This window comes from Dolichospermum sp. UHCC 0406 (assembly GCF_009712025.1).
GTDB lineage: Bacteria > Cyanobacteriota > Cyanobacteriia > Cyanobacteriales > Nostocaceae > Dolichospermum > Dolichospermum lemmermannii.
Window position 1 is genome coordinate 58,188 of record NZ_VILA01000022.1, and the last position, 16,639, is coordinate 74,826.

Here is a 16,639-nt window from a genome sequence, read left to right on the forward strand (position 1 = left end):
AGTTTGTGTCAACACACCAACCAAAATAGCAAAAGCTTCATCTGGAATATTAACAACTATTTCTGCGGGGAAAAAAATTCAAACTGATCAATACAAAAACTGACTCAGTGACTCCTGCTATATTCGTTTATGTAGTAATATCTGACGTGAGCGATTGAGAAAAAGTGCATTCCAAGGGGATTCAACTTTATATACCCGATATGCCAACTTAAAATAAAGCTGACGGGCTTGATGATTGTTTTCCAAAACATGGAGATACAAGTCTTGAAATCCCCATTCTTGGGAGATTTGCTCACAGCGAACCAGTAAACTAGCACCTACACCCAATCTGCGGTAACTGGGGTGAACAGCTAAATTAGATAGATAAGGGAAACCTGGATTTATACTAGTCCAAGCATCAGTAATCCTGACACCCATTTCTATAGTTCCCATAATTTTCTGATCTTCACTGGCAGCATCAACAGCAACCAAACAAATATGATGGCTTGTGGGAGACTGAAGACGATGCCTGAGATCTTCATAAATACCCATACGAAACAAAGCGAAAGTCCAACCCCATAAACCCTGCTGAGAGTGAAAGCTTTGCGCCACAATTTGAGCAATATTCATGAGATCATCAGGTGTAGCTACACGAATTTGGAGTTGTCCAACAGGTAGAGTAGCGGTTTCTGATCTGGCTTGGGGTTGGGTAGGGTTAAAAAACCAGGATTTCAAAGCTAGTTGGGGATTAATTTGATTAATAGCAGGGGACAGAAAGATTGAAAGTGTTTTGGGGGCTCACTTTTTTGATGACTGTCCGTTCTCACCTACCTGGCAACAGCTATAACAGGATATTTTCCTAGTACCTTTGCCAATTATAACTAAATGGTATCTTAAAGAAAACAATTAGTTAATCATTATGTAGTTAGAGTAACTTATCATCAAGGTGGTAAAACCGATCTAACCGAAATATCTGAGCGGATTCGAGCTAAAAAATTTCCCTACTTGGGAACTAAAGAAGCTGGTGGGATAGGTACTGAGTAATGGATAATAGAATCATAACCTAGAATAATACTCAATCCTGGGGGACATTTTACCTAAAAGGACAACGCCTTATTATTAGTTGTGATTGCTGATTGCTAAATTTAGAAAGAGGTGTTTCTTTAATAGTATACTTTGGCTACAAGTCAACCTGATGTATTATTCATAACGCTACCATCTTTACTAAAAATTTTGGCAATTCTTTCTTTAGTTAGATCCAACTTTTAAATTAACATGATACCAACCGTTACAAATAATCATTTAAATGATAGTTCAATTACATCTAAAAACTTCAAACGACATACTGATCCTCCTTGGTTATGGACTTTTGTTTGTATTGGTTCTGTGTCTCTTCATTTATTAGTATTTTGGTTAATGCGTTCATCAAATGAGTTTCAAGCGTGGTTTCCCCAGTCTAACCAAAGTTCGATTCCCATTGACTTCATGGAAATTGCTTCCGAACCAAAATCTCAAATCAAAACCCAATCAACAACTCCAAAGATTAAACCACAATCTTCTTTTTCAACTCCACCAAAATCAGCATCTGTTAAACTCAGTAATCAAGATGATGCTGATTCTAGTGTTAATTTACCAGAACAAGATAAATCTGAACAACCTGAAGTTAGAAAACCTGAAGCTAGAAAACCTGAAGTTAGAAAACTCGAAGTTGAAAAACCTGAAGTTAGAAAACCTGAAGTTGAAAAAACTGAAGTTGAAAAAACTGAAGTTGAAAAAACTGAAGTTGAAAAACTACCAGTTAGACAACAATCATATCCAACAAACCCAACACCAGAACCAACATCAATAATTCCCGAAAGTGAACGTCCTTGGAATAGTCGTCAAGAAGTTAAACTAGGAGAGGGAACTCTGCTTCCCAAAGATATTCCTGCTGATTCCCCAACTCCCACAACAGAACCTTCCCTAACGGCTAATAGAGGGGGTGCTATAGCTACCGTCAGTCCTATACTGAAAGAAGAAATTAGTGAATTAATACAACAAAAACAACTGATAGCAGATGCTTTACCAGATGTTCTGGCTGAATATAAAGGAAGTACAGAAAAGGAATTAGAGGCTAGTATACTTCCCAGCGACGAGGATTTGAAACCAGCAAATATACTGGCTAGTTTAATAATTGATAAAAATGGACAATTTCAACAAGCGATAGTGATAACGATTGAACCAGCCGCACTCCGCAGCCAAGCAAATATTTATGAACAAGCACTTAACCAGATATTTGCACAAGAGAGTTTTCTTGCTGCTTATAATCAAGATGGATCAAAACCCGATTTGAGCAATTTATATATTCGTCTTAAAATTAAACCCATAAATTCTCCATAGCTACTTGCAATTTGATAAAAGCTATGTTATCTTAGTTAAGTCAGAAGCACGCGGGTGTAGTTTAGTGGTAAAACTCCAGCCTTCCAAGCTGATCATGCGGGTTCGATTCCCGCCACCCGCTTTTGAATGAAAGCTTTTAAAACTTATACTCAATACTGATTAAGCGTTCCTACATTTTATGTTTAGTGATCGCCGATATAGATTAGCTTTGCGTCTTTGCTCCTTAGCGTCTCTGCGCGAAACAAGGGTAGGCATAAAACCCACCCCAGTTGTAATTATAAATTAATTACCAATTATCGGCGCAGTCAAAGAAACATTTTCCACCGCTTTATTTGCTAATAACGTGGGGACAGAATCACGCAATCTTGCTGTTAATTGTACAGTTGTCGCGTCATACATTTGCGTTAGCAATTTGGGATAAAAACCAATACCAATAATAGGTATCAACAAACAAGCAATAATAAAGACTTCGCGGGGTTCAGCATCTATTAAATTTTGATGAGAAACCAACTCTTCATTCTCTTGTCCGTAGAAAATCTCGCGCAACATTGATAGTAGATAAATTGGCGTTAAAATCACACCAACAGCCATCAAGAAAATGACAATAACTTTGAATGTTGGGTTATAAGCATCGCTAGTTGCAAAGCCCACAAATACCATTAATTCGGCGACAAAACCGCTCATTCCTGGTAATGCCAAAGAAGCCATGGAACAAGTTGTAAACATGGCGAAAATCTTCTGCATCTTCTTACCGACACCACCCATTTCATCTAACATTAAGGTGTGTGTGCGATCATAAGTTGCACCGACTAAAAAGAACAAACTTGCCCCAATTAATCCGTGAGAAACCATTTGTAAAACTGCCCCACTTAAACCCAAATCAGTAAAAGAGGCAATCCCAATCAGAACAAAGCCCATGTGGGAAATTGAAGAGTAGGCAATTTTCCGTTTTAAGTTCCTCTGGGCAAAGGAGGTTAGGGCAGCGTAGATGATATTTACTACCCCCAAAACTACTAATGCGGGTGCAAAATAAGCGTGGGCATCGGGTAGCATTTGGGCATTCATGCGAATTAAGGCATAACCACCCATTTTTAACAAAATACCTGCCAGTAACATATGCACCGGCGCTGTAGCTTCACCGTGGGCATCTGGCAGCCAGGTATGGAGGGGAATAATCGGCAACTTGACAGCGTAGGCAATCAGGAAGCCAGCGTAGAGTAAAAGTTGTAAATTCAGGGCGTAGTCTTTCAATGCGAGCGATCGCATATCAAAAGTCACAGTATCGCCATAAAATCCCATTGTCAAGGAAGACAGTAAAATAAACAGCGAACCACCAGCAGTGTATAAAATAAATTTAGTTGCTGCATATTGACGCTTTTTACCGCCCCAAATTGATAGCAGGAAGTATATTGGCACAAGTTCCAGTTCCCACACCAGGAAAAATAACAGCATATCCTGGACAGCGAAAACCGCAATTTGACCACCATACATTGCCAAAATGAGGAAATAAAATAATTTTGGTTTCAGCGTTACTGGCCAAGCTGCTAAAATCGCCAAAGTGGTAATAAACCCGGTCAAGAGAACCAAAGGCATGGACAAGCCATCAACCCCTAATGACCAATTTAAACCCAACTGTGGAACCCAGGGATAACTTTCCACCAGTTGCAAATCGGGATTAGCGAAATCGTAGCTAGTATAAAAAGCGCAGACAATTAGGCCAAAATCTATCAGCCCCACAGTGAGAGAATACCAGCGCACCGTTTTTCCGTCTTTATCTGGGATGATAGGAAGCAGCAGTGACGCGGCTATGGGAAATAAAATAATCGTCGTCAGCCACGGGAAATTAGCTATATTCAACATAATCAATCTGTAATTAAAATCATGTTTGGCAAAAATTCATTATCTAGTGACTTCTGAATCAAGTTAAATAAACGATTACAGCTATAAGATTAACGTAAATGCTCAAACCAAGTTCAAAATAAGTTAATTTTATTTATTTAAGTCTTTAACATCAGGAATTAGGTATTGGTTTTCCTCCCATCATCCCCAATCTACAGAATTATTTTATGATAGTTCTTCCTTATCAATTTTATGATAACAAATTTAAAACCGAATGTCAACCCCCACATTCTCTATTTTTTGTCTAAAGTACAGATGTGTTCTCCTGATAAGTTACATTTTGTCAAAAAAATTAGCTGCGTTTCCCCTGGTTCTGAACTAACCGCAACAATTCTGCAAACAAGGGTTCTCCAAAATTCATGAGAATTAAAGAAGGTATTTCATCAAATACATCTGGGTAAAAAGTAATCATGTATTCCCGGTTTTTATAGGTAAATAGCCACGTTTTTTCGTCTTTTGGCTGAAAAATCACCCCAGTAGATTTTAAGGCGTTGCTGATTAAGGGTATGAATTTTAGTCTCACGCAAAGGCGCAATCACGCTTCGTGATCTCGAAGAGTAGACGCACTGAGGTTTGAGTTTTAAAGGTTCAATTTGGGAATTTCATACCTCAATTCAGCAACGCCAAAAAATATTATTCAGCTAAAAAAGCCAATCATACTAGAAAAAGTTTTAGCTATATGGATATCCTCAATTTTCCAAATCCGACAAGGAAAAATGCACCTATTTTGGGAGACCATCAGCCAAAATAGGTGCATTTTTTTTGAGATAAAAATCTGTAAAACCTTTATTAATAAACGGTTTTAGCTTTATTCAGCAAGCCATACATATACATTTTCGCAGTTTTTGACCCCTTTTTTTCTTTTCTTTGTGAGAAATCCGGGCAAAAAGACAGAAAAATTATTATTGCAACTGTTCCCAAATTCTTTGACAGCGTTCCATAATTAGCCCCTGAAAAATTGATTGAGTTGATGGGTGAATGTCTACTTTGTACAAAGATAAAAGACCTGTAGGACTTTTAAGATTTAACTCTCTTCGGGTAAGAGATAATGCTTGCGCTCGATGGAGTTCCACGGCTTGGAGTAAACCTGGATAACTCAAATTACGTAAAGCTAATTGACTATTTTTAGTGATATATATGGCATCATTTTGGAAAAGATATTCTAAGCTGATCAGGCTAGCATATACATCCACATCTTTTTCTATCCCTCCTAAACGGTGAGCATCTAAGCCAAAGCGAATGCAGAAATTGACAGCTACCAACTTCCCAGCTTCTTGAGCAGGTAAAGTGCAAGCTGCAAACTCAAATCCTAGGCTATCAGATCGCCATTCCTCTACACCAGAATTGGTATAGTTTCGGAAAATTTTATGCTTTAACTTGAAGTTAAATCCCAAACCACTCGCATGTCCTGCTTCATGAACTTGAGTATCTAGGTGGCGATAGCGTTCACCATTGATTTCGTCTTCTAACGGACCTAATAGTAAATTAGCTGTTTCATATTCAAATATTTTTCGGATACATTCGTGGCTGGAACCTAAAAAACGTCGTCGCTGCTCCTTTGCATTGTTTAATGCAGGACCACAAACACTATTAGGAAAACACCATCTATGTGGGACTACAAAGGCTTCACCACTTTCACCACTGACATTACCCCAACTAGCAATCTCGGTAAAGGAAAGGTTTATGGGAATTGGTTGTCCGAGTGTGCCAAATTTTGCCCGCACCAGATTTTCTAATTGTTCAATAGATGGTTCTTGGTTATCGTGTATTTTCCCGTAAAGTGCGCTTAACGTCACATTGGCTTGGCTTTGTCGATTTATTTGGTAAGGTGCGATAATTAAGAAATAGCCATTTTTACCAATAAAATCCATATTGATAAAGCCTGCTGACAAGATACTCCAATCGTTATTTTCTAAAGCATCGGCTGTGTTGAGTAGCCAAGTTGGAGGAAGTTCACAAGAGTTTTTAGCCTGTTGACGCAGTTTTTTGACAGCAATAGCAATTTCATTTCGCCCAATATCTTGGACTATTTGTTTAGTTAATTCTTGTTCATCTACAAAGATGGTTACCATTTTTTATGCCTAATGATTTAATCAAAGTTTGATATCGTTTATTGCTTTAGAGAGTGTTTGAAAAGTCTAAATTCACACTCTCTGGGCGATTTATAATCGCCGATAGCGTAGCGTGGCCTTAGAGGGTGTTTGAAAAGTTTTGAATGTATAGACTGACCCCTCTCCAAACCTCTCCCCTGCAAGGGGAGAGGCTTTAAAACCCCCATTCCCTTGCAGGGAATGGGGGTAGGGGGGTTAGGTTTTTGGAGATTATGGGTTTCATATAATACTTTTCAAACAACCTCTTAGCCATAAACTTTTCCAACATCCTCTTCAATCTTACAAAAAAAGGGAACAGGGAACAAGGAACAGATAAGAAACTAAAGTTGCACTTCATAATGTAGTATGAGCCTTTTCAAGCATTATTCTTAATAAGGGTCAAAGAACTAGTAGTGGCAATTTCTGTGGTTTTTTGTCGCCGATAATCCTGTACAGTCAAAAGTTGCCAACTGGAATTTTGTGAAAGTTCCAGAACCCATTGATGATAATTAAATAAACTTTCCCGATGTCCCACACTAATAAATGTTGTTTTTCTCTCTTGTAATTGTTGATATAAATTACCTTCATTTTTCAAATCTAAAGCACTCGTTGCTTCATCTAATATAGTGAAACTAGGATGAGTAACTAACAGTCGTGCAAATGCAAGGCGTTGTTGTTCTCCCAGCGATAATATGTTCTCCCAAGGAACTTCTGTATCGAAGTTATCGACTCGACTTAGTAAGTTTTGCAGATTAACTTGTTGCAAAATATCTTTCAGTTCTGCGTCAGGTATTTGACGATTTGTACTAGGATAAAGTAACTGTTCGCGCAAAGTTCCTAAGATTATATAAGGACGTTGCGGCAAAAATAAGACTTCTTCTAAGGGTGGTCTCACCAGACGACCAGTCCCCGCATTCCACAAACCAGCGATCGCTCTCAACAGAGAACTTTTACCTCGACCACTAGGGCCAACAATTAATAAACCTTCTCCTGCTTTGACAGAAAGTGATAATTCTTCAACAATCACCTGCTCATAGTCGGGTGTTTGTAAAGTGACATGATCAAAAGCGATATGGTTTTCTTCTACTGTTTTAATGGTACTGACATTCTCTGGTTTTTTAGTAACTGCTTCTAAAGCATTTGAAAACTCAGTTAAACGCTTAACGTAACTAGAAAATTGTCCATAAGTCCCAAATTCACTGATTAATTCACCCATTGCAATAGCAAACATATTAGAAGCTAAAGCGGCTTGTCCCAGTTGTCCAAAATCAATTTCACCTCTAATATATAAAGGTGCAAGTACTAAAAAGGGGAATATTTGGATAATAGATTGATATCCTCTGCTAAAAATGTCCGTCCCTCTCTCCCAACCTATCTTGCGTTGGGTATTTTTGAAAAGATGATTAAATCGCTTCGCAATTATATTTAATTCTTGGGGTTCTCCTTGAAAAAAAGCTATCGATTCAGCGTGATTCCTAACATGCGTCAAGGAATAATTGTAGTCAGCTTTAAATACGAGTTCCTCTTGATTAATTTTAGTCAATTCTTGATTTAAGTAAATGGCAATAAAATTACCTATAATTGTATAAGCAAGCAAAATAACCGCAATCTGTTGGGAAATTGACAAGATAATTATGAAAAAAGTCCCCATTTCCAGGACTTTTTCCAGTAAAGTAGCCGAAAAATTCAGAGCTTTAGTGGTAACAGGTTCAATTTCTTGGGATAAACGCTGATCTGGGTTATCAATATCTGCTTTAAAGTTAATTTTATAATAAGCACGATTGCTTAAATATTTATCTAAAATATGATAATTGAGCCAGTTGTACCAATCAAGAGCAATTTGTTTTCTGACAAATTTAGAAAATCCTACTAAAAGCGTTACAAAAACAAGTACAACAATATTGACTGATAAGGTATTAATGAACTTAGAATAATCTTTTTCTTGAATCAGAGTATCGACCAAATAACGATTAACGAAACTACTAAAAGCATTCATACCCACAAGCGCGATTATTAGTAATATCAGGAGAATCAGCATTCCCCATGAACGAATCACGTCTGAGAATGCTCTTTCACCTTGCTTTGTTGGATACCAATAAGGTGCCGCAATCGCTTTTACACCTGCCAAAAATTGAGTAAAATCTGAAAAAGCATTTGTTATGGGTTGAGCTTGAACAACTTGGGTTGGCATATTTTAGAAATAAGATAAATTATGAATGCTGAATATGAAAAATTAATCATTCAAATAACGGCTACCCTTGGACTCCCTTCGACTCCGCTCAGGGTGGTCTGGTCAGTACAGCTTGCTTGATTTCTCTTACAAGCCCAGTCCCTTTAGGGCTGGGTTACTGACAATTCAAAGTAAAGTTACACCACCATCCACAGGCAAAATCACCCCTGTGAGATAGGGATTAGTAATTACACTTAACACTGCTTGCGCGATTTCTTCAGGTTGACCAAGATGCTCGACAGGTAAGGCGGCGATCGCCCATTTTGTCAGGTCTGAGCGTTCAGATTCGCTTTGACTGCTCCAGATACTTGTATCTTCTATCAGTCCAGGCGCAATCACGTTGACCCGAATCGGTGCAATTTCTAAGGCCAGTGAGCGCCCAAACACCGCAACAGCACCATTCGCTGCGGCGATAGCGGAAATCCCCCCCATTTTTGAAGATTTGAAGATAGTGACACTGGATGTGAGAGTAATAGAGCCGTCAGGCGCTATATTTTTCAACGATCCACGCACAGCCAAGAACGTCCCCCAGAATTTATCCATCGCACCTTGAGCCGTTTGGGTGGTCATCTCTGCTAAAAGCGATCGCGGCATATTTCTGTCTCCCATCGCCGTTACAATCAAATGATCGAAGTTGCCGATCTGCTCAAAAAAACCATTGACTGCATCCTCATTCAACAAATCAACAGTTTTACCCTCAATTCCCAGAGAAATCAACGCCATCGCCTCATTTAATTTCTCTTGAGATGAGTGGGAAAGTACAACTTTTGCCCCCATTTCTACCATTTTTTTGGCGATCGCCAAATCAATCCCTGAGCTTATACCAATAATCACCACTTTTTTGCCTGATAGCAACTGAAACATTGTCTTACCTCATCAAATAAAAACAGAACAAAATATCACATTAAGTTTACTGGCTTCTTTACTGAAACCAACAAATAATCTATAGATGAAGAATCTAGCAAAGCATCTATAGCAACCACATTGAAATTATAAGTTTCTTCATCTATCTTTCCTGTGTTAAATTCCTCTATAATCGAAGATTTTAAATCTCGGTAGTGTATTTTCCAGCATACCTCTGTCGCTTCCACAAATTCTATTGGCTGAAATCCTGCTTGTTGATAAAGACGTTTATAATCTTCAATATCTTTATCTTTGACAATATTTTCAGGAACAATCAAATCACCAAAATACTTTGTAGTGTCGAAAATGATATCGGCGAGGATCAGATTTCCCCCTGGCTTCAATACTCGCATTGCCTCTTTCAGAAACTTCTCTCTTGTGTTAAAGTAAAAAGCAGCCTCCACACAGATAATGTTATCAAAAAAATCATCCTCAAATTCCATCTGCACAGCATCCATGCAAATAAATTTGCAGCCTGGCGCATTAACTATACTTCTTTCGATTTGTTTTCTGGAAATATTAATGCCCACAACATCCGCAGGGGAATAATAGTTAAGGAGATGACTGGTAGTTGCTCCCAAACCGCAACCAACATCGAGGATATTTCCCTGCTTTCTTGGCATAAATTCTAACAGCTTTTCCATCAGATTAAAACAGGCTTCATGCTGATTTTGAGTATCAGAGTGCCAATAACCCACATTGAAAAACTCTTTTTCACCATAGTAATCTCTAGTCGAGGTATTTAAAATTAAACTGTCAAATATACTGATAAATTCGTTTTTATCCATTTTTACTCACACTTGTTTATATTGGTTTTCATTGTGATCAACCCCACTCATCATTTAGATGTTTGTTTGTGCTTGCTGAATACAAGCTTTCAACTTTTCGGCTAAAACCTGGACATGGGGTTCAACCATAATTGTGATATGGTTTCCGAGGACAAAATGAATATCAACTGGCTCGCTAGAAAACTCACTCCAGCCCAAGGATAAATCCTGTGAAACCTCAGCATTTAAATAACCATTAGGGTCTTCTGGTAGATCCTCATTAGCGCGGAGAATTGTCAATTTACCTGAATAAGGCTGTTTTGGTACATAATCAACTAGACATAAACAACTATTTTTATAAGCTTGGACGATATTTGTCAACTGGGTAATTTCAGCATTTGGAGGCAGCATATTAGCCATTTTGAAATAGTGTAAAACGTATTTTAGTTGCTCATCCACAGTCAAAGATTGCAGAGTATCATAAGAAATATCCACATTCTTTTCTAAATAAACTTCTATGCCTTTGCTCACTTCAACTAACCACCTCGCATGATCCCAATTAATATAATCAATCAGCATTTGTTTATCTTTATAGGTTGGTGCTGAAGAATCAACTATTGCCAACAAAGCAACTTCCTGTCCCTGGTTACGCAACTGTTGAGCCATTTCAAAAGCTACATTTCCCCCATAAGAATGTCCGCCTAAAAAGTATGGTCCCTGTGGCTGAACAGCTTGCATGGCTTCAATGTAAATACTAGCCATATCCTCAATATGAGTAATCGCACCTAATTCCTGATACAGATTATTTTCAAAACTGTATAACGGTTGATCATCTCCTAAACAACGTCCTAAGTGATAGAAGTAAAAAGGTCTACCCCCTGCACCGGGAACACAGAAGAAAGGTAAGTTTGAACCATTGGGCTGAATTGCTACTAAACAAGATGGAGAAGAATCATCGGATTCTTTTTGGATAATTGCTGCTAACTGTTCTATTGTGGGGTTTTGAAAAAGGTCTTTTACAGGAATATCTTTACCAATCTGCTGCTTAATTTGAGTCATTAAATAGGGAGCTAAAAGAGAATGACCACCCAAATCAAAAAAGTTATCCTGTACCCCAATTTTGTCAATTTTAAGAATATTTGACCAGATTTGCAGCAGTTTCAATTCCAATTGATTACGCACTTCGATAAATCTATCGGAGTTACTGGTGTGAGCAGGTGCTTTCAAGGCGTGGCGGTCTATTTTACCATTAGGAGTAAGTGGTAAAGAGTCCAACATCACAAAAGCACTTGGTATCATGTATCCAGGTAGTTTATTGCCAAGAAACTGACGCAGTTCGCTAGTTGTGAGTGTGACATCTTTTTGCGGCACAATATAGGCGACTAACTGCTTACTTCGGCTACGCTCAGTACAAGTCTCACCTGGGGTATCTTCGCGGACAATGACGCAAGATATTTGCACATCCTCATGTTGACTAAGTACGGCTTCAATTTCGCCTAATTCAATGCGGAAGCCACGAATTTTAACTTGATGATCAATGCGACCCAAGTATTCGATATTTCCATCAGGTAAATAGCGTGCCAAGTCCCCGGTTTTATATAATTTTGAATGATCAAAAGGGTTGGGGATAAATTTCTCTTGGGTTAACTCTGGTCGGTTGAGATAGCCGCGTGCTAAACCTGCTCCACCAACGTGTAACTCTCCTGGTACACCTACGGGAACTGGTTGTAAGTTTTGGTCTAACAAATAGATTTGTGTATTAGAAATTGCCCGACCAATGGGGATTGTTGTGGCGATCGTTGTTAATTCCTCTACCAAATACCAAGAAGAAAAAGTGGTATTTTCTGTAGGACCATAGACATGGAGCAGTTGTTTTGGAGCGCCTTTTTCTAAGACTTCTTGCACCCATTGGGGGTCAACCGCTTCACCACCAAATAGTAGATATCTAAGAGAACTAAATGCTTGTGGTACAAAACTAGCTAACTGATTGAATAAAGCTGTGGTTAAAAATAAGACGCTGACTTCGCGATCGCGGATATTGGCAGCAAATTCTTGAGGGGAAAGTAAGACAGATTTAGTGATCATCACTAACTTTGCTCCGTTGAGCAATGCTCCCCAAATTTCAAAGGTTGCGGCGTCAAAAGCAATATTTGCCGCTTGAGCAACACGGTCATCAGGTGTTAACTGTACATAGTTAGTGTTTTTGACGAGTCGATTTACAGCCTGATGATTGACGACTACTCCCTTGGGTGTGCCAGTAGAACCGGAGGTATAAATCACATAAGCTAAGTTACCAGGTTGCACCTCAGTGATTGGACTCTCCGGACTAGATTCACAGATCACCAGCCAGTCGGTATCTAAGCAAACGACAGGCACTTGATGTTCAGGTAATTTCTCAACTAAATGCTGTTGGGTTAATAAGACTGAAACTTGAGCATCTGCCCACATAAAGCGCAACCGCTCAGTTGGATACTCAGGGTCAAGGGGCACATAAGCACCACCCGCCTTGAGAATACCAAGTAATCCCACAATCATCTCCCAAGAGCGCTCCACACAAATACCCACCAGTACATCCGCACCCACACCCAAAGACTGCAAGTAATGCGCTAACTGATTAGCTCGACAATTTAATTCATGATATGTAAGTTGTTGCTCTTCAAATACCACCGCCACAGCATCCGGGTTGCGCTCTACCTGCTCCGCAAACAACTGATGAATGCACAAATCATGGGGATAGTCTACTTGTGTATCATTCCACTCCACCAATAATTGATGACGCTGGGCTGGACTTAACAGTGGTAATTCCGAAATTCGCATTTCTTGATTTGCCACAATTGCTTGGAGTAAAGTTTGAAAATGTTCCCCTATACGAGTAATTGTGGTTGCATCAAATAAATCAGAGTTATAGCACCAAACACCCTCCAGACCTCCTGGAATTTCCCAGTAGTTCACTTCCAAGTCAAATCTGGCCCTGACATCAAGTGGTAAGGGCATATTTTCGATGATTAAACCTGACAAATTGCTAGAAGATTGGGGGGTATTCTGGAGAGAAAACAGCACCTGTACCAGGGGATTACGACTCAAATCGCGGTCTAGCTGCAACTTTTCCACCAACATTTCAAAGGGTAAATCCTGGTGAGCATAGGCGGACAATGTTGTTTGTCGCACTTGCTCGTGGAATTCTCGAAAGCTGGGGTTTCCAGAGAGATTACCCCTGAATGCTAGGGTATTAGCAAAAAACCCCATGAGCGGCTCGACACTCTTGCTGTTGCGGTTGGCAATGGGGGAGCCAACCACCAGATCCAACTGACCACTATAACGAGAAATTAAGACCAAAAAAGCTGCCAGTAGGGTCATAAACAGCGTAGCATCTGACTCCTGGCTAAACTGCTTGAGGCGTTGCGTCAGATCGCGATCCAGTTGAAAACACTCAACCCCACCTTGAAAAGTCTGAACTGGGGGACGGGGATAATCCGTTGACAGTTCCAAGATGGGAGTTAACCCTGCTAATTGTTCTCGCCAGTAATTGAGTTGGCGATCTAGGACTTCACCTGTGAGCCACTGACGTTGCCAAACTGCAAAATCCGCGTACTGGATCGGTAATTCAGCTAGAGGGGAGGGTAAACCTTGAGTGAAAGCTTCATATAACTGAGATAATTCACCGAAGAAAATGCTCAATGACCAACCATCGTAGATAATGTGGTGCATCTTCAACAGCAGTATATACGAATAGGGACTCAGTTTCAGTAACGTAAACTGTACTAGGGGTTCTCCTGCCAAATCGAAGGGTTTTAATGCGGCAGCGATCGCCATCTGTCGAAATTGCGCCGTTTGTTCTTCTGTAGATAACCCCTGTAAATCCTCGATTTGCCAGGTTACTGTTGAGGGCGGAGCAATTCGCTGGATAGGTTTTCCGTCTACCATGGGAAAAGTAGTTCTTAATATCTCGTGACGACGAATCAGTTCAGTCAAACTCTGTTCCAGAGCCACTAAATTTAGCGCACCTTCTAGCCGCAACGCCTCCAACAGATTGTAAGCAGTGCTGTCCGGTGATAGCTGGTGCAGAAACCAGAGCCGCTGTTGGGCAAAAGATAGGGGTAAATCTTCATCCCGTGAGACAGGAATAATCGCTAATTCAGCAGTATTCGTCGGCGTTTTTGCTTGTTTTAAAAAGTCCAGAATTTCAGATTTTCTAGTCCCGATTGCTTGCTTAATTTCTGATGTCATTACTCCCTTGGGAGCCTGATATCGTAGCTTCTGCTCCTCCAGCCAAACTTTGATATCTAAACTATTTAAATAAGATAAAAACTCTACTACTTTCACTTGCCAATTGCCTCCCAAAGCTGTTGTTTAATCAAGTTTAAATTGCGCGGTTCGCTCTTAGGAGTAAAAAGTCCATCCGCCTCCCATTTACTAATATCTAGACTAATTGCCCAGGCATTTAACCATGAATTAGAGTTAACTTTAGATAACATATCTGGCATGGTATCTTCTAGGGCTAAGTGAAACATAACTTGCGCCACTTCCTCCAATAATTTGAGGCTACTGAGATAATTTTCAATGATTTCCGACTTAGTTTTGTTAGATTTTAAATTACGGGTTCGCAGTTCATCAACAAAAGGAATCGCTAAATAATCAATAAATTCAAAGTTAACCCGATTTAAAGATTTATTCGCCCAATCTCTAAATAACTGTTGCATCCGATAGGAAAGGGGGAAAAATTTGCTATTTATCTCTTGAACTCTTGTTCTAAAATCCTGATCAAGGAAGATAGAATTAAACATCATCAAACCACTAAATGTCCATCCTGACAAAGTATCCCAGATGAATTTTGTCGCCATTACTATCCCATTTCCCAGACAGTTATAGGCATTTTGAATATTTAACGTGACCCCATCGCTATAGCTTATGTAAAAATAATTAGCATCTTCAACCTTTTCTTTGGTAAGTTTATCTTCCAAATCGAGTGCGATTAACTGGGTCGTTAATGAATTACCAAATCCAATATTATCTGTACCTGGAGAATAAAATGGATCGGGAAATGTTCCAGCTTCACCCACACAAGCCCAACGATTCGAGGAAAATACTTGTTTAGATGAGTAGCTATATTTGGGCATTTTCCTAAAGTCTTCAGGCTCTTTATCTTTTAAGTGACAAGCCAAAACAGGTTCGTTTTTCTGTAACCATTGGTAAGCCAATTCGTAGTTATAATAATTCTTCAAAGGATGAATGTCTTGACGAGCCACAATCCCGATACTGGTATGACCAGTAGATAAAGGAATTGTCCAAACCCAGTAGCCTTCACCGCATAAATGATTCGTAGAATAATAACGATTTTTGTTGGGAACACGATTATGCCATTTTTCTTCACTGCTAGGGACAAAATCGCCGATATCAAAGCGACCATTAACCCGAAACCAAACAGCACCAAAGTTATCATTATTAGGTTTATCTAAACCCAGTTTCCTTTGCAGAAATCGACGGCGACCCATTGCATCAACTACCCACCTTGCTTTAATGATTTTGTTTTTTCTATTATCTCCATCACCTTGGGTATAAACAACTTTATGATGTTGCTGTAATCCTTCCGCGAGAGCAATTTCATTAACTAAACAACCTTCCCGTAATTCTACTCCCGCTTCCATATTAAACTGGCGCAAATCATTTTCCAATTTTCCCCGATCTATTTGATAAGAATTGGGAGCATGAAACTCTGATAGTCCTAGTTCTGGTCTTTCTTGGAAATTGGTAGCACTATTGTTAAAGAAATATCGTAATCCCAGTTTAACTAAATGTTGTTCTTCAAAGTAATCGGTTAATTGCAGAGTATTCGCTAAATAAAAAGCTCCCACTTCAACCGTTGACTCTCCCACCTTAAAACTAGCTTCTGGTGAAAGACCAGACATTTTATCAAGCACGGCGATCGCCATATTAGGCTTTTGCAATTTTAACTGTCTTGCTAAAGTTAAACCCGCTAATCCACCACCACAAATTACGACATCATAGGTTTCTGCTTGATTTAAATCCTCCGCTTGTTGGCGCAAGAAAGCGATTAATTCCTCTTTACGCTCTTTTAACTCTTGCAGTAATTCTGGAATTATTACTCCCTTGGGTGAACGATAACGCAGCTTATCATTTTCCACCCAGACATTTATTCCTAAATCATTGAGATGAGACAAAAAATTAACTGTTTTCATCGGTTTAAATTTTATAAAAATATAACAACGAATCGCACCAACAATTATTCTTTCACACCCCCCACATTCCCCAACCCTATCTGAGCCGTATTGCCCTCTACCGTTCCCCCTGAGTGCCCACCCTACGAAATTATCAGCTTTTTGGGCTTTGATTTTCGCAACAAAGTGATGAGCTACCTACTTTGAAAGCGGGGA

General features: G+C 39.3%; 10 protein-coding genes and 1 tRNA gene. 2 read left to right on the plus strand and 9 right to left on the minus strand.

Annotated elements, in window-relative coordinates; genetic code table 11:
- Window positions 1–117 precede the first annotated feature (117 nt).
- Window positions 118–714, minus strand: coding sequence for a GNAT family N-acetyltransferase (locus FJR09_RS19120; protein ID WP_015079716.1), 597 nt, complete (start codon window positions 712–714; stop codon window positions 118–120).
- 540 nt (window positions 715–1,254) lie between these two features.
- On the opposite strand from FJR09_RS19120, the gene FJR09_RS19125 reads away from it, so the two are divergent.
- Both FJR09_RS19125 and FJR09_RS19130 read left to right on the plus strand, forming a co-directional pair.
- Window positions 1,255–2,358 (plus strand): hypothetical protein, encoded by a 1,104-nt coding sequence (locus FJR09_RS19125; RefSeq protein WP_015079717.1) that lies wholly within the window; start codon window positions 1,255–1,257, stop codon window positions 2,356–2,358.
- A gap of 50 nt (window positions 2,359–2,408) precedes the next feature.
- Window positions 2,409–2,479, plus strand: a tRNA-Gly gene (locus tag FJR09_RS19130).
- Window positions 2,480–2,640: 161 nt separating this feature from the next.
- Here the strand turns inward: FJR09_RS19130 and ndhD1 are convergent.
- The 8 genes from ndhD1 to FJR09_RS19170 all read right to left on the minus strand — a co-directional run bounded on the left by ndhD1 (window position 2,641) and on the right by FJR09_RS19170 (window position 16,444).
- Window positions 2,641–4,209 (minus strand): photosynthetic/respiratory NAD(P)H-quinone oxidoreductase subunit D1, encoded by a 1,569-nt coding sequence (gene ndhD1, locus FJR09_RS19135; RefSeq protein WP_174782929.1) that lies wholly within the window; start codon window positions 4,207–4,209, stop codon window positions 2,641–2,643.
- A gap of 340 nt (window positions 4,210–4,549) precedes the next feature.
- Window positions 4,550–4,780 carry a hypothetical protein gene (locus FJR09_RS19140; protein ID WP_041457863.1) on the minus strand — a complete coding sequence of 77 codons (231 nt, stop codon included), beginning with the start codon at window positions 4,778–4,780 and terminating at the stop codon, window positions 4,550–4,552.
- Window positions 4,781–5,159: 379 nt separating this feature from the next.
- Window positions 5,160–6,329, minus strand: coding sequence for a DUF6014 family protein (locus FJR09_RS19145; RefSeq protein ID WP_015079719.1), 1,170 nt, complete (start codon window positions 6,327–6,329; stop codon window positions 5,160–5,162).
- Between the two features lie 394 nt (window positions 6,330–6,723).
- Window positions 6,724–8,538, minus strand: coding sequence for an ABC transporter ATP-binding protein/permease (locus FJR09_RS19150; RefSeq protein ID WP_015079721.1), 1,815 nt, complete (start codon window positions 8,536–8,538; stop codon window positions 6,724–6,726).
- Between the two features lie 165 nt (window positions 8,539–8,703).
- Complete coding sequence (locus FJR09_RS19155; protein WP_015079722.1) at window positions 8,704–9,441, minus strand: SDR family oxidoreductase; 738 nt, start codon at window positions 9,439–9,441, stop codon at window positions 8,704–8,706.
- 35 nt (window positions 9,442–9,476) lie between these two features.
- Window positions 9,477–10,268: a class I SAM-dependent methyltransferase gene (locus FJR09_RS19160; RefSeq protein WP_168653544.1), complete on the minus strand. Its 792-nt coding sequence runs from the start codon at window positions 10,266–10,268 to the stop codon at window positions 9,477–9,479.
- A 54-nt stretch (window positions 10,269–10,322) separates the two neighbouring features.
- Complete coding sequence (locus FJR09_RS19165) at window positions 10,323–14,570, minus strand: non-ribosomal peptide synthetase (RefSeq protein WP_168653543.1); 4,248 nt, start codon at window positions 14,568–14,570, stop codon at window positions 10,323–10,325.
- The gene (locus FJR09_RS19170) at window positions 14,567–16,444 is read right to left on the minus strand and encodes an FAD-dependent monooxygenase (protein WP_015079725.1); all 1,878 of its coding nucleotides are present in this window, start codon (window positions 16,442–16,444) and stop codon (window positions 14,567–14,569) included. The genes FJR09_RS19165 and FJR09_RS19170 overlap by 4 nt, the downstream gene beginning before the upstream one ends.
- Window positions 16,445–16,639 lie beyond the last annotated feature (195 nt).

Bases quoted from the DNA above. Each gene is read 5' to 3' on its own strand.
- FJR09_RS19150 (WP_015079721.1), bottom strand. From the start codon at position 8,538: ATGCCAACCCAAGTTGTTCAAGCTCAACCCATAACAAATGCTTTTTCA.
- FJR09_RS19160 (WP_168653544.1), bottom strand. From the start codon at position 10,268: ATGGATAAAAACGAATTTATCAGTATATTTGACAGTTTAATTTTAAAT.
- FJR09_RS19170 (WP_015079725.1), bottom strand. From the start codon at position 16,444: ATGAAAACAGTTAATTTTTTGTCTCATCTCAATGATTTAGGAATAAAT.
- FJR09_RS19155 (WP_015079722.1), bottom strand. From the start codon at position 9,441: ATGTTTCAGTTGCTATCAGGCAAAAAAGTGGTGATTATTGGTATAAGC.
- FJR09_RS19125 (WP_015079717.1), top strand. From the start codon at position 1,255: ATGATACCAACCGTTACAAATAATCATTTAAATGATAGTTCAATTACA.
- FJR09_RS19145 (WP_015079719.1), bottom strand. From the start codon at position 6,329: ATGGTAACCATCTTTGTAGATGAACAAGAATTAACTAAACAAATAGTC.